This window comes from Janthinobacterium sp. 35 (assembly GCF_002754575.1).
GTDB classification, from domain to species: Bacteria; Pseudomonadota; Gammaproteobacteria; order Burkholderiales; family Burkholderiaceae_D; genus Janthinobacterium; species Janthinobacterium tructae.
In genome coordinates this window covers 3,398,575-3,419,489 of sequence record NZ_PEFN01000001.1, presented here as the reverse complement: position 1 = coordinate 3,419,489, position 20,915 = coordinate 3,398,575, and the positions used below count along the sequence as shown (strand labels likewise).

17 protein-coding genes are annotated in these 20,915 nt (G+C 63.9%); 8 read left to right on the top strand and 9 right to left on the bottom strand.

Features of this window, described 5'->3' with window-relative positions; all coding sequences use genetic code 11:
* The first annotated feature begins 287 nt into the window (after positions 1 to 287).
* The 3 genes from CLU93_RS15195 to CLU93_RS15185 are packed head-to-tail and all read left to right on the top strand — an operon-like array spanning position 288 to position 3,453.
* Positions 288 to 1,475, top strand: coding sequence for a cation:proton antiporter (locus tag CLU93_RS15195; RefSeq protein ID WP_165829546.1), 1,188 nt, complete (start codon positions 288 to 290; stop codon positions 1,473 to 1,475).
* Positions 1,476 to 2,606 carry a YbdK family carboxylate-amine ligase gene (locus CLU93_RS15190; RefSeq protein WP_099762120.1) on the top strand — a complete coding sequence of 377 codons (1,131 nt, stop codon included), beginning with the start codon at positions 1,476 to 1,478 and terminating at the stop codon, positions 2,604 to 2,606.
* Positions 2,599 to 3,453, top strand: a complete 855-nt coding sequence (locus tag CLU93_RS15185; RefSeq protein WP_099762119.1) for a TonB-dependent siderophore receptor — start codon at positions 2,599 to 2,601, stop codon at positions 3,451 to 3,453. Before CLU93_RS15190 ends, CLU93_RS15185 begins: the two co-directional genes overlap by 8 nt.
* Before the next feature lie 13 nt (positions 3,454 to 3,466).
* Here CLU93_RS15185 and CLU93_RS15180 read toward each other — a convergent pair whose 3' ends face one another.
* Positions 3,467 to 4,546: an alginate lyase family protein gene (locus tag CLU93_RS15180; protein WP_143451750.1), complete on the bottom strand. Its 1,080-nt coding sequence runs from the start codon at positions 4,544 to 4,546 to the stop codon at positions 3,467 to 3,469.
* Entirely contained in the window at positions 4,543 to 5,544 is a 1,002-nt protein-coding gene (locus CLU93_RS15175) for a gamma-glutamyl-gamma-aminobutyrate hydrolase family protein (protein ID WP_180287859.1), read from the bottom strand. Before CLU93_RS15175 ends, CLU93_RS15180 begins: the two co-directional genes overlap by 4 nt.
* 220 nt (positions 5,545 to 5,764) lie before the next feature.
* Between CLU93_RS15175 and CLU93_RS15170 the strand changes: the two genes are divergently transcribed.
* Genes CLU93_RS15170 through CLU93_RS15160 form a run of 3 tightly spaced genes read left to right on the top strand, consistent with a single transcriptional unit; the run spans position 5,765 to position 7,621 of the window.
* The gene (locus CLU93_RS15170; RefSeq protein ID WP_243136064.1) at positions 5,765 to 6,073 is read left to right on the top strand and encodes a hypothetical protein; all 309 of its coding nucleotides are present in this window, start codon (positions 5,765 to 5,767) and stop codon (positions 6,071 to 6,073) included.
* Positions 6,070 to 7,101 carry a 4-hydroxy-tetrahydrodipicolinate synthase gene (gene dapA / locus CLU93_RS15165; RefSeq protein WP_099762117.1) on the top strand — a complete coding sequence of 344 codons (1,032 nt, stop codon included), beginning with the start codon at positions 6,070 to 6,072 and terminating at the stop codon, positions 7,099 to 7,101. Before CLU93_RS15170 ends, dapA begins: the two co-directional genes overlap by 4 nt.
* A complete protein-coding gene (locus tag CLU93_RS15160) occupies positions 7,079 to 7,621 on the top strand; it encodes a ParA family protein (RefSeq protein ID WP_099762116.1) in 543 nt (180 codons plus the stop codon). Before dapA ends, CLU93_RS15160 begins: the two co-directional genes overlap by 23 nt.
* 60 nt (positions 7,622 to 7,681) lie before the next feature.
* On the opposite strand, the gene CLU93_RS15155 is transcribed toward CLU93_RS15160, so the two are convergent.
* The 7 genes from CLU93_RS15155 to kdpF form a co-directional block, all read right to left on the bottom strand.
* On the bottom strand, positions 7,682 to 8,431 hold the full coding sequence (locus tag CLU93_RS15155; RefSeq protein WP_099764407.1) for a TorF family putative porin: 750 nt from the start codon (positions 8,429 to 8,431) through the stop codon (positions 7,682 to 7,684).
* Between the two features lie 145 nt (positions 8,432 to 8,576).
* Positions 8,577 to 9,275: a two-component system response regulator KdpE gene (gene kdpE, locus CLU93_RS15150; protein ID WP_071075474.1), complete on the bottom strand. Its 699-nt coding sequence runs from the start codon at positions 9,273 to 9,275 to the stop codon at positions 8,577 to 8,579.
* Positions 9,272 to 12,025, bottom strand: a complete 2,754-nt coding sequence (locus CLU93_RS15145) for a DUF4118 domain-containing protein (RefSeq protein WP_099762115.1) — start codon at positions 12,023 to 12,025, stop codon at positions 9,272 to 9,274. The genes kdpE and CLU93_RS15145 overlap by 4 nt, the downstream gene beginning before the upstream one ends.
* Before the next feature lie 149 nt (positions 12,026 to 12,174).
* Positions 12,175 to 12,750, bottom strand: coding sequence for a potassium-transporting ATPase subunit KdpC (kdpC, locus tag CLU93_RS15140; RefSeq protein ID WP_099762114.1), 576 nt, complete (start codon positions 12,748 to 12,750; stop codon positions 12,175 to 12,177).
* Positions 12,751 to 12,760: 10 nt separating this feature from the next.
* Positions 12,761 to 14,839 carry a potassium-transporting ATPase subunit KdpB gene (gene kdpB / locus CLU93_RS15135; protein WP_099762113.1) on the bottom strand — a complete coding sequence of 693 codons (2,079 nt, stop codon included), beginning with the start codon at positions 14,837 to 14,839 and terminating at the stop codon, positions 12,761 to 12,763.
* A gap of 9 nt (positions 14,840 to 14,848) precedes the next feature.
* The gene (gene kdpA / locus CLU93_RS15130) at positions 14,849 to 16,654 is read right to left on the bottom strand and encodes a potassium-transporting ATPase subunit KdpA (RefSeq protein WP_099762112.1); all 1,806 of its coding nucleotides are present in this window, start codon (positions 16,652 to 16,654) and stop codon (positions 14,849 to 14,851) included.
* Entirely contained in the window at positions 16,654 to 16,743 is a 90-nt protein-coding gene (gene kdpF / locus CLU93_RS15125; protein ID WP_034746483.1) for a K(+)-transporting ATPase subunit F, read from the bottom strand. Before kdpF ends, kdpA begins: the two co-directional genes overlap by 1 nt.
* A 463-nt stretch (positions 16,744 to 17,206) precedes the next feature.
* On the opposite strand from kdpF, the gene CLU93_RS15120 reads away from it, so the two are divergent.
* Together CLU93_RS15120 and CLU93_RS15115 are read left to right on the top strand one after the other, a co-directional pair.
* Entirely contained in the window at positions 17,207 to 19,204 is a 1,998-nt protein-coding gene (locus tag CLU93_RS15120) for a DNA topoisomerase IV subunit B (protein WP_099762111.1), read from the top strand.
* A complete protein-coding gene (locus CLU93_RS15115) occupies positions 19,204 to 20,913 on the top strand; it encodes a molecular chaperone HscC (RefSeq protein WP_099762110.1) in 1,710 nt (569 codons plus the stop codon). The genes CLU93_RS15120 and CLU93_RS15115 overlap by 1 nt, the downstream gene beginning before the upstream one ends.
* Positions 20,914 to 20,915: the final 2 nt, after the last annotated feature.

The window sequence follows — 20,915 nt, the reverse complement described above, 5'->3', positions numbered from 1 at the left end:
GCATGCCGCCGCCATGCCGTACACTGCGGTACAAAACTACCGTGCGGAGCATCTCCGCTGCGGGCGGGTACCATACGCTGACACCAGCCCTGCCCCATCCTGCTGCATCCTGTGCGCGGCCGCCATGGCCGCGACACTGTTCGATTGCGCACATCGTGCGCGCCTTCTGCTCCGGTAGAATCGGCGTATCGCTCTGCGCAAACCATGCACCATCGCTGCACCACGACCTTGCCGCGCCAGCCTCCGTGCTGCCGGCCGGTGCCAGCGCCATTTTCAAAGGAATGAGCATGCAAAGTCTGATCTCGATCGCCGCCGACCTGTCCTGGCCATTCGCCATTACCCTGGCCTGGGTGGTGGGCGAATTCGGTCACCGCTGGACGGGCCTGCCGCGCATCAGTTTTTACGGCGTGATCGGTTTCGTCCTCGCGCAGACGCAGGTAGGCGTGCTGCCGCAGACGGACGCCGGCCCCATGCTGGTGCTGGCCGACGTGGCCTTCGGCCTGATCCTGTTCGAGGTGGGCTACCGCATCAACCTGCGCTGGCTGAAGAACAACCCATGGATCGCCGTCACGGGCCTGGTCGAATCCCTGCTGACCTTTGCCGTCGTCTACTTCATCGGCATCGAATTCGGCAGCACCTCGATGACGGCGCTGCTGCTGGCGTCCTTGGCCATGTCCACCTCGCCGGCCACCATCATGCGCGTCATCAACGAGGAACGCAGCTCGGGCCAGGTGACGGAACGCATCGTCCACCTCACTGCCTTGAATTGCGTGCTGGCCGTCTTCACGTTCAACATCATCGTCGGCTTCTGGATGTTCCAGAGCTCCACCGACTTGATCGAGGCGAGCAGCAGCAGCGCCGCCGTGCTGGCCGCCTCGGTGGCCGCCGGCACCGTCTTCGGCATCGTCGTGCCGGCCATGCTGCGCCGCCTGGGCAATATGGCGCAGGACGCCACCGTGGCGTTCGCGCTGTCGGTGATGCTGCTCGTCGCCCTGACCTACACCACCAGCCTGTCGCCGCTGCTGGCCACGCTCACCTTCGGCCTGGTGGCACGCCACCGCCGCGTGGCCTTCAGCCAGGCGCAGCGCAATTTCGGCGCGTTGGGCGAGCTGCTGACGGTGCTGCTGTTCGTGTATGCCGCCTCGACCCTGGAATGGGCCAGCGTGACGGCCGGCGCGGGCCTGGCCCTGGCCGTCGTCGGCGGGCGATTGCTGACGAAAGTCGCCGGCGTGGCCGCGTTCTCGCATGTCAGCGGCATTTCCTGGCGCAAGGGCGTGCTGACGGGCGTGGCGCTGACGCCCGTCTCCGTCTTCATCATCCTGCTGCTCGAGCACGCGCGCCAGCATGGCGTGAACTTCGGCGACGAATTGAACGCCCTGGCCGCCATCACCCTGGGCCTGGAACTGGTCGGCCCCGTGCTGGTGCAGCGCGTGCTGATGCTGGCCAAAGAAACCCACGAAATCAAGGAGCGCTAAATGCCGCTGGAACCCTTTGGCCAATCGGCCGCGCTGACCTTCGGCGTCGAACTCGAACTGCAACTGGTGAACCTGTCGGACTACGACTTGACGGCTGCCAGCCCAGACCTGCTGCATCTGCTGAACAAAAAACCGTTCCCCGGCAACGTCACGCCGGAAATCACCGAAAGCATGATCGAGATTAACTCGAGCGTGCACACGCATCACGGCCCCCTGCTGGAACAGTTGCAGGAAATCCGCGACACCTTGATCACGGCCGGCGACAAGCTCAATATCGGCATCGCCGGTGGCGGCACGCACCCGTTCCAGCAATGGTCGTCGCAAAAGATCTTTTCCAAGCCCCGCTTCCAGGAGATTTCGGAACTGTACGGCTACCTGGCCAAGCAATTCACCATCTTCGGCCAGCACGTGCACATCGGCTGCGCCTCGGGCGACGACGCCATGTTCCTGCTGCATTCGCTGAACCGCTACATCCCCCACTTCATCGCCCTGTCGGCTTCCTCGCCCTATGTGCAGGGACGCGACACCCTGTTCGATTCGGCCCGTCTGAACTCCGTGTTCGCCTTTCCCATGAGCGGGCGCGCGCCGTTTACGCTGAGCTGGGAGCAGTTCTCCAACGAGTATTTTGCCAAGATGGAGAACACGGGCATCATCAAGAGCATGAAGGATTTTTACTGGGACATCCGTCCCAAGCCGGAATTCGGCACCATCGAACTGCGCGTGTGCGATACGCCGCTGACGGTGGAACGGGCCGCCGCGCTGGCCGCCTACCTGCAGGCACTGTGCCGCTACCTGCTCGAACGCAAGGAGGTGCCGCCGGTGGAAGACGATTACCTCGTGTATAACTACAACCGCTTCCAGGCTTGCCGCTTCGGCCTCGATGGCGCCATCACGCATCCGAAAACCTACGAGACGATGTCGCTGCGCGAAGACATCATGACCACCCTGCGCAAGATGGAACCGCACGCCGAAGCGCTGGGCAGCACGCCAGCCCTGAAACACCTGTCGGACGTGGCCAAGCAGTGGAGCGATGCGCAATACCTGCGCAAGCAGCACAACTTGCAGGGCAGCGCCGAGGGCATGGTCGATTCGGCGATCCGCTGCTTCCGTGGCGAACCGATGAATTACTGAGGATGCCTGGCCAAACCTGCTGCGCGTCGGTATAGGCGGCCTGCGATGCTCACCGTACTTCTTCGACCCCAAGACCGCGCGCATCACCTCGCGCATCGAAGAAAACAACGTCATCACGCCGTATGCGGGCGTCGTGTATGACCTCGACAAAACGTACTCCGTGTTCGGCAGCTACACCAGCATCTTTGCGCCGCAGAGCAACCGCGACGTGAACCGTAATTTTCTGTCGCCCGTGCGCGGCAAGGGTTTTGAAGCAGGCGTGAAGGCAGGATATTTGGATGGCAAGGTCAATGCCAGCGCCGCCCTGTTCCAGATCCGTCAAAGCAACGTGGCCGGTCCTGCGGGCGAAGTCAACGGTGAGGCCGTGTTCAAGGCCATCGATGGCGTCACCAGCCGCGGCGTGGAAATGGAAGTGACGGGCGAAGTGATGAAGGACGTGAAGCTGAGCGCCGGCTATACCTATGCGCATGTGCGCGACGCGGATGGCAAGGACGTGTTTTCCACCATGATGCAAACCACGCAGCCTGCCCACCTGGTGCGCGTACAGGGCACGTGGCGCCTGCCAGCCAGCCTGGACAAGCTGACCGTCGGTGGCGGCATCAACTGGCAAAGCAGCTACGACGGCAATATCTGGAACCCCGCCATCGTGGACTATTCCCGCATCAAGCAGGGCGGCTATGCGCTGGTCAACCTGATGGCGCGCTACGAGATCAGCAAGAACGTCACGGCCAGCCTCAACGTGAACAACCTGCTCGACAAGAAGTACTTCACGGGACTGGGTCTGTTCCAGACGGGCTTCTACGGCGAACCGCGCAATGTGATGTTCACCGTACGGACGAAATTTTAACGCGAAGTTCTAACTAAGTTCCATACAGCGCCAGCGCCCAGGCTGGCGGACGCAGTTCCAGCGCCAGCGACAGGTAAGCAGGGTCGAAGCGCGCCGCCAGCAGGTACACATTGGCGGCGCCCCTGGGCTCCCAATTCCCCGTAAAACCCTTTTCACCGGCCGCCACGCGCTTGCGGTCGAAAGGCACGGCGCTTTTCGCGAACTCCTCGTGCGTCTTTCGGCCCTGCGCATACGGCGCCAGCCAGGCCAGCGCCTCGGCCAGGCGCCGCGCTTCCGGCGCGCCATACCAGTCGTCGCCATGCGCCTGCGCCATCAGCGCTGTCGTCAGCAGCGGCTCCAGGCTGTAGGTGGTGTAATGCAGGGCGTCGCGCTGCTCGAAGTCGAAGGGCACGCCGCCGGCACCGATATTGCGCGGCACGTGCGCCAGGAAGCGCTCCTTCGCGCGCGCGATCAGCAAGGCGTCGCCCGTGACATACGCGGCGGCCGTGCCGATCTTGATGCGGTGGCTATGCCAGTTGTTGCGCGCCGTGGACGGGCCGCCCACCTTGATGGGATCACTCAGATACCCTTGCGCCAGGGTGCGGCAAAACGCCTGCACCTGCTCGCGCTCAACACCGTTCAAGCGCTCCTGTACCAGGTCAAAGCCCATCAGCAGGCTGGCCAGCTCCGTCTCGTCGACGGGACTGAACGATGGCTGATAAGTACCGCTCCAGGCCAGCAGCAACTGGCGCGCCGCCTCGAAATGCGCCATCTCTCCCGACAGCCGCCAGGCCAGCGCCTGCAGGCGCACCTGGCGCCAGTCTTCCTGCGCCTGCTGGCTGGTCTCGCGTCCGCCTTCTCCCTTCAGCAAGCCGCCCGTGCGCACTTCGGCCATCAGGTGCACGGGCCGCGCCGCATCCTTGCGCGCCGCCTTGACCACCTGCTCGGCAATGGCCGGCGCCACCCGCGCCTTGAGCGTGCGGGCGCGCGCGGCGGACGTCAGCGCAAACGGCAGCGCCCCCTCATGCGGGCGCGGCGCGGCGCGCAAGCCTGTCAGGGGCAGCGCCAGCAGGCCGGCCAGCACAATGCGCCGGCGCATCAGATGCGTGTTCAAAACCGCGTCTCCCGCGCTGCGCGCAAAAAGTTATCGAGGATGGGCGTGCAATCGAGCAGTTCGACGCCGCCCGCCGAATGGAATTCCGGGTGCCATTGCAAGCCCATGACGAAGCGCGCCCGCTGGTAGCGGATGGCTTCGACGATATTGTCGCCCTGCGAATACGCTTCCACGGTGACGTCGCGCCCCAGGTCCTTGACCGACTGGTGGTGGATGGAATTGACGAGCGCCTCGCCTGCCTTCGGGAACATGCCCGCCAGCGACGAGCCTTTCGGGAAGACGATGGTGTGGCGGTGACGGTCATACAGGTCGTTGACGTGGGAAGTCGCACCTTCCACGTCCGAAGCGATGTCCTGGTACAGGGTGCCGCCAAAGCCCACATTGATCAGTTGGCAGCCGCGGCATATGCCCAGCACGGGTTTGCCCGCATCGACGAATTCGTGCAGCAGTTCCAGTTCGTACAGATCGCGCGCCCGGTCGCCGTTCCATTCCGGCCGCGTGGCCGCCTCGGAATACGTCTGCGGCGAGACGTCGGCGCCGCCCTGCAGCACCAGGCCGTCCAGGTGGCGCGCATAGTGGCGCAAGGTGATATTGCTCGGGTGTAGCTGGCCGCTGGTATTGACGGTCGGGATCATGAACACCAGCACATCGCGCGACATGACCCACTGCGCGATCGACTCTTCCAGGTATTGCAGATTCTTGCTGCGCAGGCCAGTGGCGCCCGGCTCCGGGTGGAAAATGCGCGCCGAGATGCCGATGCGCAGGGTGCGCCGCATGAAATCGCGGCTGGCCTTGTCGCGCATGGAGCGGTAGCGCGACGAGATCACGCGCCAGGCCAGCGCCAGCGGCGTATCGTTATCCTTCAGGTAGCGGGGGGCCGCATCGCGCGCGCGGTGCTCATCATCGGGCGCCCGGCGGCCCACGCGGTCAGGCCTTGACGGCGCTGGTGCTGCGGGATCGGTGGAAGGGGGATGCTGGGGATCTTTTTCGTCTGACATGGCAAGGCTGACTGAAAGCGGGGACACTTTCAATATAAACCCCTGCCTCCCAAAGCACGATTCAATTTTGTAACAAAAGCACATGTGCGGCGCATCCACGCAACACGCCGGCAATAAAACTGCATACAGTCCGTTTACGCTGGCGGCCCCGCTTTTTAGAGAATCTTTACGCTCCCGCTGCTAATCTTGAACGTACCTCAACCACCGCTGCAAAGCCACCATGGAACCCCATTCACGCCTGCAAACGCATCAAGCGCATCAAGCACTGCCCCACCGCCATCCCCGCCTGCCCACTTTCCTCATGCATATCACGGTCGACAAGTCCTGCCTGGCCGAGCTGCGCCAGCTGGTCGTCAGGACGTGCGGCGGCATGCTGTCGTTCATGCGCGTCGAGGCGGTCGACCACGCCGAACGCATGAAGGTCTGGCTGTGCGTGACGGAGCCGGCCCTGCGCCTGACCATGGATGCCGTCATGCGCCTGCTGCCGGCGGCGGAATTTGGCCGCATCAGCCAGGGGAAATCGCTATGAACCAGTATGCCTGCGAGCAGGCGATGTCTTCATCGCGCATCACCGCGCACTTCCAGGGTATCTGGGTGCCGATGGTCACGCCATTCCGTGACGGCGAGATCGACTTCGACGCCGCCCAGCAGCTGGCCAGCGAGCTGGCCACCAGCGGCGTCGATGGCCTGGTGGTGTGCGGCACCACGGGCGAAGCGGCCATGCTGAGCGCCGCGGAACACACCATGCTGCTCGATAGCGTGCTCGAAGCCATCGGTCCCCGCTTCCCCGTCGTGATGGGGATCGGCGGCAGCGATACGCGCAGCGTCGTCGCCACGGTACAGCGCTATCACGACCATCCGCTGGCCGGCCTGCTGATCTCGGCACCGTCCTATGTACGCCCTTCGCAGGACGGCATCGTGCGCCACTTCGAGGCCATCGCCGCCGCCACCGACCAGTCCATCGTGCTGTACAACGTGCCGGCACGCACGGGCGTCAATCTCGAACCGCAGACAGCGGCGCTGCTGGCGCGCGACTCGCACTTCGTCGCCATCAAGGAAGCGGGCGGCAAACTGCAACAACTGGGCGAACTGCTGCTCGACACGCGCCTCGATGTGCTGTGCGGCGACGATGCGCTGCTGCTGGCCAGCCTGTCCATGGGCGGCCACGGCGCCATGTCGGCCGCCGCCCAGGTACGCCCCGACCTGTATGCGCAGCTGTACCACCTGGTCAGGCAAGGCCGCCACGGCGCCGCCGGCGCCCTGTTCAAGGTCATGCTGCCCGTCATCCGCCTGCTGTTTGCCGAACCCAATCCTGGCCCCGTGAAGGCGGCACTGGCCATGCAGGGCAAGGTGCGCGACGAGCTGCGCCTGCCGATGACGCCGATGTCGTCCGCCGGCCAGCACAAGCTGGCCGAAGCACTCGAGCCCCTGATGGAACTGCCCGTATGGACCGCCAGCGACAGGGACGCGCCGCGCGAAGGCTGTTTGCTGCAGCTGGTCTCCGCTTCCAACATCATGCCAGCCGTGCGCCAAGATGATCATCGCCATCACGGATGAACGCGGGGGGATGGAGAAATCCATCCTGGCCGGGCGCCTGGCCGCCTCGCGTGCACTGGCCGGACGCAAGGTATTGCTGCTCGATGCCGATCCGCGCCAGGGCGCCATGGAGCAGGCCAGGAATATGCAAGATGGGGCCAGGCATGGTAGCCTGACGCAGCCGCGCCTGATGGCGCGCGCCATCAGCGCCAAGGGCTTGCAGCCGGAGCTGGAACACCTGGTGAACTGCTACCACGACATCGTCATCGACAGCGAAGGCCGCGACTCCATGGGCAGCCGTTCGGCCCTGATCGCCGCGCGCGTACTGGTGGTGCCGCTCGACGGCGTCGTGGACGGCGACGCGCAGGCTGGCCTGGCGCGCCGCATCGCGCACGCGCGCAGCGTCAATCCGGACCTGCGCGTCCTGCTGGCAACGGATACACAAGCGGCCCCCGCCCATGCACTGGCCGCACAGATTCCGGCCGCCCGCGTGGTCAGCCTGGGACAGCTGTATTGCGCCGTTTTCAATCTGACTGCCTAGCCTGGCTGGACACGCAAAAAAAGGCGGCGCATGCGCCGCCTCTTCTTTCATCTCCGTTAATTAAAACGTTTTGCTGACCGTCAGCAGCAGCGCCGTCTTGCCCATGAATTTGCCATTCACTGGCGAGGCATAGGCCGACTTGCCCGCGTTCGTGCCGATCACGGCCAGCGCGCCCGTCACGATACCGAAATCGCGCGTGACGCCCACTTTCCAGTCCGTGTAGCTAGCCGCATCATTGTTTTTGACCTTCTGGTGGCCCGCGTGCAGGTTACCGGTCCAGCCGTTCGTCAGATCGATATTCGCGCCGATGTCCAGGTAGCCGCTGTTCTTGCTGTTGACGATGCCGAACAGATTGGAGACGGCGTGCGAATACTTGATATAGGCAGGTCCGTACGACAGCTGGCCGTAGACTTCCTGGGTGTCCGCGTTGGCCAGGCCGTCGATATGGTTCAAGCCGTTGTCCGCATACACATACGCCAGTACGCCCACGTCGTAGCCGATATCGCTGGTCAGCTGGCCGCGCTTGCCTGCATACAGATCCAATTCCACGTCGCCGCTGCCGCCCGCATCCTTGGTCCACTTGATGGTGGAAGCCCAGGCGCCCGCATACAGGCCGGTCGGATTGTTGACGTAGTCGACGCCGCCCTGCAGCGCAGGTTTCAAGCGCGTCTGCGAAATGCCGCGATAACGGTAGTCGGACACGCCGGCCACGTTGAAGCTGACTTCGTTGTCGGGCTTGGCCTCTTCCGCGTGGGCCAGGCTGCCCGTAAAGGCGGTGGCGACGGCAAGTGCAAGTATCATTTTATTCATGGTTTCTTCTTCTTCATGGGTGGTATGGGCCTTTGCCAACATGGCGCAGCTGGCCCGCCGCTGCAAAAATTCGCTGCAAAAATTTAAAGTAAAGCGTCCCCCCGGCGCGCGCGGCGCCCGTTTTCAAACAGGGGATTCACAGGTGTTAGAGCGGCAGCAGCAGCCGGTAGCCGACGGCCGTCTCCGTCAGCAGATACTGCGGCTGGGCCGGATCGGCTTCCAGCTTCTGGCGCAGATGCCCCATGTAGATGCGCAGGTAATGGCCGTTTTCGCTATTCGACGGCCCCCACACTTCGCGCAGCAGCTGCGGATTGGTGACCACCCTGCCGGCGTTCTTCACCAGCACCGAGAGCAAGCGAAATTCCGTCGGCGTCATGTGCACCAGTTGCTTGTTGCGCGTCACCAGGCGGTCTTTCAGGTCGACCCGCACGTCGCCGAACTGCACCACGCCATCGTCGCTGGCGGCGGGCTGGCGCTGGCGGCGCAGGGTGGCCCGTACGCGGGCCAGCAGCTCGCCCACGCCAAACGGCTTGGTCAGGTAATCGTCGGCGCCCGCGTCCAGCGCGCGTATCTTGTCCTCTTCGTCGACCCGCGCCGACAGCACGATGATGGGCACGGCCGACCATTTGCGGATGTCGGCGATGAAGTCGATGCCGTCGCCGTCAGGCAGGCCCAGGTCCAGCACGATCAGGTCGGGCCGGCGCGTGCCGGCATCGATCAGGCCCCGCTGCATGGTGGCGGACTCGAAAATCTGCCAGCCCTCGTCTTCCAGCGCGGCGCGCACGAAGCGGCGGATTTGCGGTTCATCCTCGACCAGCAAGGCGGTGGCGGAAGGTTCGTTCATGATGGTTTTCCTGTTTCATAATCGTTGGCGTCATCGAGTTCGATCTCTGGCGGCGCAGGCGGCGTGCCCAGCGGCAGGCTGAAGACGATGGCAGCGCCCTGTCCCGGCGTGTGCGGCTGCGCGTGGATGGTGCCGCCGTGGGCTTCGACGATGGCGCGGCAAATGGCCAGCCCCAGTCCGACGCCCGGCTTGTTCGATTCGCGTTCGCCGCGCGTGAATTTTTCAAAGATGGCCTCTTCGCGGCCGGGCGGCAGGCCCGGGCCATCGTCAAACACCCTCACCTGCAGGAACTGGCCGTGCACCCCGGCCGCGACCGTGATGGTGCTGCCGGGCGGCGTGTACTTGGCCGCGTTTTCCAGCAGGTTACACAGCACGCGTTCGATCAGCACGGCGTCGTAGCGCACCAGCGGCAAATCCGGCGCCAGCTGCGTCTGCACGGCATGCTGCAGCAATTGCGGGCCGCTGGCGCGCAGCGCGCTGCCCACCACTTCTTCCAGCGCCTGCCATTGCAGGTTCAGGCGCACCTGCCCGCTTTCGATGCGCGCCATGTCCAGCAAGTTCGCCACCAGGGCGCTCATGCGCACGGTTTCGGACTGCAGCGAGCGCGCCATGTCCAGCTGCGCGGGTGACAACGCAGGCCTGGACAGCGCCAGCGATTCGGCCAGGCCCACCAGTGACGTCAATGGCGTGCGCAAATCGTGCGACAGGGCCGCCAGCAGCGAATTGCGCAGCCGCTCGGACTCCATCTGCAGCAGCGCGCCCTGGGCCACGTCGATGTAGTGCACGCGTTCGAGGGCGATGGCCGCCAGGGCGGCAAAGGTATCGAGGTGCTGGCGCTGTTCCGGCACCAGCAGCCAGCGCCCGTGCTGGGCAGCCTCCAGCGGCAACAGCGCCAGCACGCCCCGCGTGCGCATCGGCGCAATCAGCGGCAGGTAGAAAATGGGCGAAGCCGGCAAGGTATCCGTGCCCGTCCCCGCCGCCTGCGCATGGTCGAAGGCCCACTGCGCAATGCCCATGTCCAGCGGCTCGCCGCCGTTCGGCGTCTGCAAGCTGCCCTCGTCATCAGGTAAAAGCAAGGTGGCACGCGCGCGGAAAGCCCGCTCGATGGCGCTTTTCGTGATATCGAAAATCTGCTCCGTCTGCAGCACCCCGGACAATTCACGCGAAAACTCGTACAGGGCGCGGGCACGCGCTTCACGGTGCGATGCCACGCGCGCCTGGAAGCGCAGGCCGGCCGTCAGGTGGCCCGTGATCAGGCCCACGGCCAGCATCACGCCAAAGGTGATTACGTACTGAAAATCACCCACGGCAAACGAAAAACGCGGCGGCACGAAGATGAAATCGAAGCTGGCCACGCCCAGCAGGCTGGCCAGCGCCGCCGGTCCGCGCCCCAGCCGCACGGCCACCAGCACCACCGTCAACAACGACAGCATGGCGATATTGGCCAGGTCCAGGTAGGGTTGCAGGGGCACCGAGGCGAGGGCCGTACCCAGGCTGGTACCGGCGGCCAGCAGGTAGCGCAAATGGCGCGATGGCCTGCGCGGCGCCGGCGCATCGTCGCCCGCCGCGCGCCGCAGCGCCGCATCGGCAGGCGGCAAGCCGACCTCGATCAAATCGATATCGGGCGCCAGGCTGGCCATGCGCACGGCCGGCGGCGCATGCCACAGGCGCGCCAATGCGCCAGCCAATTCGCCAGCGCGGCGACGGCCCACGATGACTTTCGAGATATTCGCATTGCGCGCATACTCGACCACGGCGCCGGCGATGTCGGCGGACGGCACAATGGCCGTGCGCGCGCCCAGGTCCTGCGCCAGTTTCAGCGTTTTCAGGATGCGTTCGCGCTCGCCTGCCGGCAGGCGCTGCAGGCGTGGCGTTTCCACGTACAGTGCGTGCCATTCCGCATTCAGCTGGCTGGCCAGGCGCGCCGTGCTGCGGATCACGTGTTCGCCCCCCGCGTGCGGTCCCACGCAGGCCAGCAGCGCAGCGCCCGTCTTCCACACGGGATTGATGGATTTCTCGACGCGGTATGCCTGCACGTCGTCCTGCACCCGGTCCGCCGTGCGGCGCAAGGCCAGTTCGCGCAAGGCGATCAGGTTACCCTTGCGGAAAAAATGCTGCGATGCCCGCTCGGCCTGCTGCGGCTGGTATACCTTGCCCTGCTTCAGGCGGCGCAGCAGTTCGTCGGCGGGGATATCGACCAGCACCACTTCATCGGCGCGGTCGAACACCGTGTCGGGCAGGGTTTCTGCCACGCGCACGCCGGTAATCCCCCCCACCACATCATTGAGGCTTTCCAGGTGCTGCACATTCACGGTCGACAGCACGTCGATGCCGGCCGCCAGCAATTCCTCAACGTCCTGCCAGCGCTTCGGATGGCGCGATCCGGCCACGTTCGAATGGGCCAGTTCATCCATCAGTATCAGCGACGGCGCGCGCCGCAGGGCCTCGTCCAGGTCGAACTCGAACAAGGTCTTGCCCCGGTACTCGATGGCCTTCAGGGGAAGCACAGGCAAGCCGTCAAGCTGGGCCGCCGTATCCAGGCGCCCATGCGTCTCCACCACGCCCACCAGCAAGTCCTGGCCATCGGCCAGCAGTTTGCGGGCGGCGGCCAGCATCGCATAGGTCTTGCCGACGCCGGCCGAGGCGCCGAAATAAATGCGCAGCCGGCCGCGCGCGGCTTTCTTTTCCTGCGCCTGCACTTGCGCCAGCAGGGCATCAGGGTCGGGGCGTTGGCTGTCGTTGGGGAGCATGTTGTATTTTAATCTTCTTGGGCATTGTAGGTCGGATTAGCGCGTCCGAAGGGCGCGCGTAATCCGACAACATTGTTGGCCTGGCTGGTGGTGGTGTCGGCTTACGCTGCGCTAAGCCGACCTACGCCGACCTACGCACCGTTGCCAGCTTACTTTGCCATGGCATCAAGCGCCAGATTCAGTTCCAGCACATTCACGCGTGGTTCGCCGAAAAAGCCGATATACGCGGTTTTCTGCACCTTGGCGATGGCGTTTTCCACCTGCGCCAGCGGCACGGCGCGCACGCGGGCCACGCGCGGCGCCTGGTACAAGGCTGCCGCCAGGCTGATTTCCGGATCCAGGCCACTGCTCGACGCCGTCACCAGGTCGACGGGAATGGCGCGCGTATTGCCGGGGTCAGCTTCCTTCAGGGCGGCGATGCGCGCCTTGACGGCGTCCACCAGCGCCGGATTGCTCGGTCCCTGGTTCGAGCCGCTCGAACCGGCGCCGTTATTGGCCATCGGCGCGGTGGCCGATGGCCGGCCCCAGAAATACTTGGGCGAGGTGAAGGACTGGCCGATCAGCATCGAGCCGATGGGCTTGCCACCACGCTCGACGATGCTGCCGTTGACTTCATCGTTGAAAGCCAGCTGCCCGATGCCGGCCGTGGCAAACGGATAGACCACGCCGCAGATCACGGTCAGCGCGGCAAACAGGACCAGGGCGGGACGTACGATAGTGCTCATGATGGTTCCTTTAGACTAAATTGAGTGCGGACAGCAGCATGTCGATCAGCTTGATCCCGATGAAGGGCAGGATGATGCCGCCCAGGCCGTAGATCAGCAGATTGCGGCGCAACAGGCTGGCCGCGCCGATGGCCCGGTATTGCACGCCTTTCAGCGCCAGGGGAATCAGCACGACGATGATCAAGGCATTGAAGATCACGGCCGACATGATGGCCGACGCCGGACTGGACAAGTGCATGATGTCGAGCGCCTTCAACTGCGGATAGGTACCCACGAACGCCGCCGGGATGATGGCGAAGTACTTGGCGATATCGTTCGAAATCGAGAACGTCGTCAGCGAACCGCGCGTCATCAGCATCTGCTTTCCGATTTCAACGATTTCCAGCAGCTTGGTCGGATTCGAATCGAGGTCGACCATATTGCCCGCCTCTTTTGCCGCCTGCGTGCCCGAGTTCATGGCCACGGCCACGTCGGCCTGCGCCAGCGCCGGGGCATCGTTGGTGCCGTCGCCCGTCATCGCCACCAGGCGGCCTTCGGACTGGTAGCTGCGAATCAGCTTGAGCTTGTCTTCCGGCGTCGCTTCGGCAAGAAAATCATCCACGCCCGCCTCGGCGGCAATCGCCGCCGCCGTCAGCTTGTTGTCGCCCGTGATCATGACGGTCTTGATGCCCATGCGGCGCAGTTCCGCAAAACGCTCCTTGATGCCGCCCTTGACGATATCCTTCAGTTCCACGACCCCCATGACGCGGCCGTCGTCGACCACTACCAGCGGCGTGCTGCCACGGCGCGCGATATCGTCGACGGCGCGCGACACCTCGAGCGGATACGGCTGGCCCAGCGCTTCCACGTACTTTTTCATGGAATCGGCCGCGCCCTTGCGCAACTGGCGCAACTGCTGCTCGCCCGGAATATCCACGCCGCTCATGCGCGTTTGCGCCGTGAAGGGCACGAAGGTAGCGTGCAGGCTGGCCATCTCGCGTTCGCGGATGTTGAACTTCTGCTTGGCTAGCACGACGATGCTGCGACCTTCCGGCGTTTCATCGGCCAGCGAGGCCAGTTGCGCCGCGTCGGCCAGCTGCTGCTCCGTCACGCCGGGGGCCGGCACAAAGGTCGAGGCCTGGCGATTGCCCAGGGTGATGGTGCCCGTTTTATCGAGCAGCAGCACGTCCACGTCGCCGGCCGCTTCCACGGCGCGGCCCGAGGTGGCGATCACATTAGCCCGCATCATGCGGCTCATGCCGGCCACGCCGATGGCGGACAACAAACCGCCGATGGTGGTCGGAATCAAACACACCAGCAGTGCGATCAGCACGGTGATGGTGACGGGCGTGCCAGTGCCGGCCGCCGCCACGGAAAACAGCGAATACGGCAGCAAGGTCACGGTGACGATCAGGAACACGATCGACAGGGCCACCAATAAAATCGTCAGGGCGATTTCATTCGGCGTCTTCTGGCGCTTGGCGCCCTCAACCATGGCGATCATGCGGTCGATGAAGGCTTCGCCGGGATTGACGGAAACGCGCACCAGCAGCCAGTCCGACAGCACGCGGGTGCCGCCCGTCACGGCCGAAAAGTCGCCGCCCGATTCGCGGATGACGGGCGCCGATTCGCCCGTGATGGCGCTCTCGTCGACGGAGGCCACGCCGGCCGTCACTTCGCCGTCGGCGGGAATCACGTCACCCGCCTCGACCAGCACCGTCATGCCCTTGCGCAGGTCGGTCGCCGGCGTAGGCAGCCAGGAGGTGCCGTATTTCGGCGTTTGCATTTTCTTTGCCATCACCGTCTGCTTCAGGGCGCGCAGCGAGGCCGCCTGGGCCTTGCTGCGGCCTTCGGCCAGCGCTTCGGCGAAGTTCGCAAACAGCACGGTAAACCACAGCCACACGGCGACGGCGGCAATGAAGCCGAACGGCGCTTCACCCTGGCCATTCAGGGCCTGGATGGCCAGCAGGGTCGTGATGATGCTGCCGACATACACGACGAACATCACGGGGCTGCGCCACTGCGTGCGGGGGTCAAGCTTTTTGAACGCATCGACGATGGCAGGGCCAATCAATGCGGAATCGAACAAGGTCAGGCTTGTGCGTGACATGGTAGCCTCTTATTTTGTAAAAAGTTGCAGGTGTTCGACGATCGGGCCCAGGGCCAGCGCGGGAACGTAATTGAGCACACCGACCAGCACCACCACGCCGATCAGCAGGCCGATGAACATGGGGCCGTGCGTGGGCATGGTGCCGGCATTGGCCGACAGGCGCTGCTTGGCCGCCAGCGAACCGGCCACTGCCAGCACGGGCACAATCACGCCGAAGCGGCCGAACCACATGGCGATCGCCAGCATCACGTTGTAGAACGGCGTGTTGGCGGACAGGCCGGCAAACGCGCTGCCGTTGTTGTTGGCCGCCGACGTGAAGGCGTACAGGATCTCCGAGAAACCGTGTGCGCCCGGATTGGCGACGCCGATCTTGCCTGGTTCGACCATTACGGCGATCGCCGTACCCGTCAATACCAGGGCTGGCGTGACCAGGATGGCCAGCGACACCATCTTCATTTCATAGGCCTGAATTTTCTTGCCCAGGTATTCAGGCGTGCGGCCTATCATCAGGCCGGCGATGAAGACAGCCAGGATGGCAAACATCAGCATGCCGTACAGGCCCGTGCCCACGCCGCCGAAAATCACTTCGCCGAATTGCATCAGCAGCAGCGGCACCATGCCGCCCAGGGGCATGTAGGAGTCGTGCATGGAATTGACTGCACCGCACGATGCCCCCGTCGTCACCGCCGCGAACAGGGTCGAGGAGCTGATGCCGAAGCGCGTTTCCTTGCCTTCCATATTGCCGCCCGATTGCAGGCTGCTGGCCTGCTGGTCCACGCCCAAGGCTTGCAAGGCGGGATTGGCTTGCTGCTCGGCGCTCATCACGCCGACCGTCATGACGACGAAGATCATGGTCATCGCGGCCAGCACTGCCCAGCCCTGGCGCAGGTCGCCCACCATGCGGCCAAAGGTGAAGCACAGGCCGGCGGGAATGATGAAAATAGCCAGCATCTGCAGGAAGTTCGACAGCACGGTCGGGTTTTCGTACGGATGCGAGGAATTGGCATTGAAGAAACCGCCGCCATTCGTGCCCAGCAGCTTGATCGATTCCTGCGAAGCGACGGGGCCCATGGCGATCGTCTGCGTGGTTGCCACTTGCGCTTCCATTACGGGCTTACCGGCCGTATCGAGCACGGGCTGGCCGTCGGCCGTCACTTTCGGCGTTTCATACGCCACGTGGTCGAGCAGGGTCACTTCCTTGTAGGCGGAAAAATTCTGGATCATGCCTTCGCCCATGAAAGCGACGGACAGGGCCAGCGACAGCGGCAGCAGGATGTACAGCGTGGAGCGCACCAGGTCGACCCAGAAATTGCCGATCGATTTGCCCGAGCGCGAGGCGAAGCCGCGCACCAGCGCGAAGATCACGGTAATGCCGGTGGCCGCCGAAAAGAAGTTCTGGCACGTCATGCCCAGCATCTGGGTCAGGTAACTCATGGTCTGTTCGCCGCCGTAGCCCTGCCAGTTGGTATTGGTGACAAAGCTGACGGTGGTATTGAACGAAGAATCAGGGCTGACGGCGCCCATGCCCTGTGGATTCAAAGGCAAGACGCCTTGCAGGCGCTGCAGGCCGTACACGAAGACGGCGCCGAGCGCGTTGAATACGATCAGGGCGATGGCATAGCTTTTCCAGCCCATGGCCTTGTCGGCGGGCAGGCCGGACCAGCGGTACAGCAGGTTTTCCAGCTTTTGCAGCCAGCCCAGGCCGCGCACGGGGCCATCGCCGGCCACCTTGGACATGTACAGGCCCAGCGGATAGCCGGCGGCCAGCAGTACGGCCAGGAAGGCCACCAGCAGCAATATCGATTGCGTCGTCATCACAGTTCCTCCGCTTTCAGCAGCGCCACCAGCAGGTACACGAGCAGGCCAGCCGAGACCACGGCGCCCAGCACATAAAACGCGTTCATTTGACGCTCCCTAGTTTGTCGCAGGCGACGGCAAAGCCGGCCACCACGACGAAAAAAACGGCAATCAAGCCGAGATACACGATATCCATTCCCACCCTCATTCAGGTTTGTTTTGATAGTGAGCAGATTAGCCAAAAGGGTCTAAAAATTTCGTAAAGACTGGAGAGGTGCTTGTAAACAAGATGTAAAAACGGCGGCTTTGCCGCATAAAATCCTTCACAATGGGCGCCAAACCACGCGCACGGTGCACTGTTGTTGCTCTGGAGTAGCGCTATTGCTCGCTGGACAAGATAGAATGCGCGAGCGTCCGCACAAGGACGCCAAGCCTGCCGCGCTGCCCTCTGCCAGTGACGCTGGACGGAATATACTGTATATTCATACAGTTATCGCCGCCGTTGTCACTGCGCCCTGCAGTGCCCCGGCCTGGCGTTCCAACCACTGTCTTTACTTAGCTTGAACACGTATGGCCACTAAAAAACCAGCATCCGACTACAGCGAATCATCCATCCGTGTCCTGAAAGGACTGGAACCCGTCAAGCAGCGCCCGGGGATGTACACCCGCACTGAAAATCCGCTGCACATCATTCAGGAAGTGATCGACAATGCCTCCGACGAGGCGCTGGGCGGTCATTGCACGCATATCGCCGTCACGCAAAATACGGATGGCAGCATCACCGTCGAAGACAATGGCCGCGGTATTCCCGTCGGTATCCACCCTGAAGAAGGCGTGCCGACGGTGGAAATCGTGTTTACACGGCTGCACGCGGGCGGCAAGTTCGACAAGGGTTCGGGCGGCGCCTACGCGTTCTCGGGCGGCTTGCACGGCGTCGGCGTGTCCGTCACCAATGCGCTGTCGACGCGCCTGGAAATCACCGTCTGGCGCAAGGAAAGCGACGGCAATGGCTTGCATCACATGGTGTTTGCGAATGGCGACGTGATCGAGCCCCTGAGTTCCCGCCCCGCCCCGCGCGACGGCAAGAAGTCGGGCACGCGCGTCACCGCCTGGCCCGATGTGAAGTATTTTGATTCGCCGAACATCTCGCAAACCGAACTGCAGCGCCTGCTGCGCTCGAAAGCCGTGCTGCTGCCCGGCGTGATCGTCACCTTGACCAACGCCAAGACGGGCGATACGCAAACCTGGCAGTACGCGGAAGGCTTGCGCGGCTACCTGACCGAATCGCTGGCGCAGGTATCGAATGGCGAAACCCTGATTCCCCTGTTCGAAGGCGCGCAGTACGCGGGCCCGGATTCGGAAGGTTTTGCCGAAGGCGAAGGCGCGGCCTGGGTGGTGGCGTGGACGGAAGAAGGCGCCATCGTGCGCGAATCGTATGTCAACCTGATTCCCACCTCGAATGGCGGCACGCACGAATCGGGCTTGCGCGACGGCCTGTTCGGCGCCGTGAAAAACTTCGTCGAAATGCACTCGCTGCTGCCGAAAGGCGTCAAATTGCTGCCCGAAGACGTGTTTGCGCGCGCCTCTTTCGTGCTGTCGGCCAAGGTGCTGGACCCGCAATTCCAGGGCCAGATCAAGGAACGCCTGAACTCGCGCGACGCCGTGCGCCTGGTCTCGACCTTCACCAAGCCGCCGCTGGAACTGTGGCTGAACCAGCACGTCGACTACGGCAAGAAGCTGGCCGACCTGGTGATCAAGCAGGCGCAGTCGCGTCAGCGCTCGCTGCAAAAAGTGGAAAAGAAAAAATCCTCGGGCGTGGCCGTCCTGCCGGGCAAGCTGACCGACTGCGAATCGTCGGACATCACGCGCAATGAACTGTTCCTAGTCGAGGGCGATTCGGCGGGCGGTTCGGCCAAGATGGGCCGCGACAAGGAATTCCAGGCGATTTTGCCCCTGCGCGGCAAGGTCCTGAACTCGTGGGAGACGGACCGCGACCGCCTGTTTGCGAATAACGAGATCCACGACATCGCGGTGGCCATCGGCGTCGATCCGCACGGCGTGGGCGACTCGCCCGACCTGTCCGGCCTGCGCTACGGCAAGATCTGCATCCTCTCGGATGCGGACGTGGACGGCTCGCACATCCAGGTACTGCTGCTGACCCTGTTCTTCAAGCACTTCCCGGCCCTGATCAACAAGGGCCACATCTGCATCGCCCGACCGCCCCTGTACCGCGTCGACGCGCCGGCGCGCGGCAAGAAGCCGATGCAGAAAATCTATGCGCTCGACGACGGCGAACTGGTCGCCATCGAGGACAAGCTGCGCAAGGAAGGCGTGAAACAGGGCGCCTGGTCGATCTCGCGCTTCAAGGGCCTGGGCGAGATGAACGCCGAGCAGCTGTGGGAAACCACGATGAACCCGGACACGCGCCGTTTGCTGCCCGTGACTCTGGGCGAAATCGACCACATGACTTCCGCCGCGCGCTTCAATATGTTGATGGGCAAGGGCGAAGCGGCAGGACGGCGCGCCTGGATCGAAGAACACGGCAATGAGGCGGAGGCGGATATCTGATGATCATCGGCATCGACCTGGGCACCACCAACAGCCTGGTCGCCATCTGGCGCGACGGCAAGGCTGCCATCATCCCGAATGCACTGGGAGAGCACCTGACGCCGTCGTGCGTCAGCATCGACGACGACGGCAGCGTGCTGGTGGGCCGCGCCGCGCGCGAGCGCCTGCAGACGCACCCGCAACTGACGGCGGCCGTTTTCAAGCGCTACATGGGCAGCGAAAAGAAGATCACCCTCGGCACGCAGCAATTCCGTCCGGAAGAGCTGTCGTCGATGGTGCTGCGCGCGCTGAAGGAAGATGCCGAAGCCTTTTTGGGCCACAAGGTCGAGGAAGCCATCATCACCGTGCCCGCGTATTTCAGCGATGCGCAGCGCAAGGCCACGCGCATCGCCGGCCAGCTGGCGGGCTTGCGCGTGGAGCGCCTGCTGAACGAGCCAACGGCCGCCGCGCTGGCCTACGGCATCCGCGACAAGGATCAGGAAAGCAAATTTCTCGTCTTCGACCTGGGCGGCGGCACGTTCGACGTGTCGATCCTGGAGCTGTTCGAAGGCGTGATGGAAGTGCGCGCCTCGGCCGGCGACAATTTTTTGGGCGGCGAAGACTTCGTCACGGTGCTGGTCGACGCCTTCCTGGAAGGCAGCGGCTTGCGCGACGCGGCCGGCAGCCGTTTGTTCGATCCGCGCCAGCAGCAGTTGCTGCGCGATGAAGCCGAACGCGTCAAGCGCCTGCTGTCGGAGCAGCCATCGGTGCGCATGGCCACGCGCTACCAGGACAAGGAATACAGCTGGGAGATCAGCGAAGACAGACTGGCGCAGTTGTGCGAACCGCTGCTGGCGCGCCTGCGCCTGCCCGTGGAACGGGCGCTGCGCGACGCCACCATCCGCGCTGCGGAATTGAATGAAGTGGTACTGGCCGGCGGCGCCACGCGCATGCCGCTGGTGCGCAAACTGGTCTCGCGCATGTTCGGCCGCTTCCCCGCCATCCACCTGGACCCGGACGAAGCCGTGGCGCTGGGCGCCGCCGTGCAGGCGGGCCTGAAGATGCGCGATGCGGCCCTCGACGAAGTGGTCATGACGGACGTGGCACCGTATTCGCTGGGTATTTCGATTTCGCGCCAGGTCGGCGCAAACCAGTATGAAGGCGGGCATTACCTGCCCATCATCGAGCGCAACTCCGTGGTGCCCGTCTCGCGCACGGAAAACATCACCACCATCCACGACAACCAGAAGGAAATCAACGTGGCGATCTTCCAGGGCGAGTCGCGCCTGGTAGCCGACAACGTTTTCCTCGGCAAGATCAGCTTCCCGATCCCCGCCAAAAAAGCGGGCGAGATCGGCATCGACGTGCGCTTCACCTACGATGTCAGCGGCGTGCTGGAAGCGGAAGTGACGGTGCTGGCCACGCAGGAACGCCACAAGATGATCATCAGCGACAACGCGGGCGTGATGACGCCGGAACAGATCGAGCAGCGCTTTGCGGAACTGGCCGACCTGAAGATCCACCCGCGCGAGCAGATGGAAAACCGCACCCTGGTCACGCGCGCCGACCGTCTGTACGAACAGTCGCTGGGCGACGTGCGCCAGTACCTGGCGGCGCACACGGCGAACTTCCAGGCCGCGCTGGAAACGCAGGACCCGAACACCATCCGCAAGGCGCGCCAGGCGCTCGACGAAGTGTTGCGCCAGGTCGAGAGCGAGAGCTTCCTGTAAAT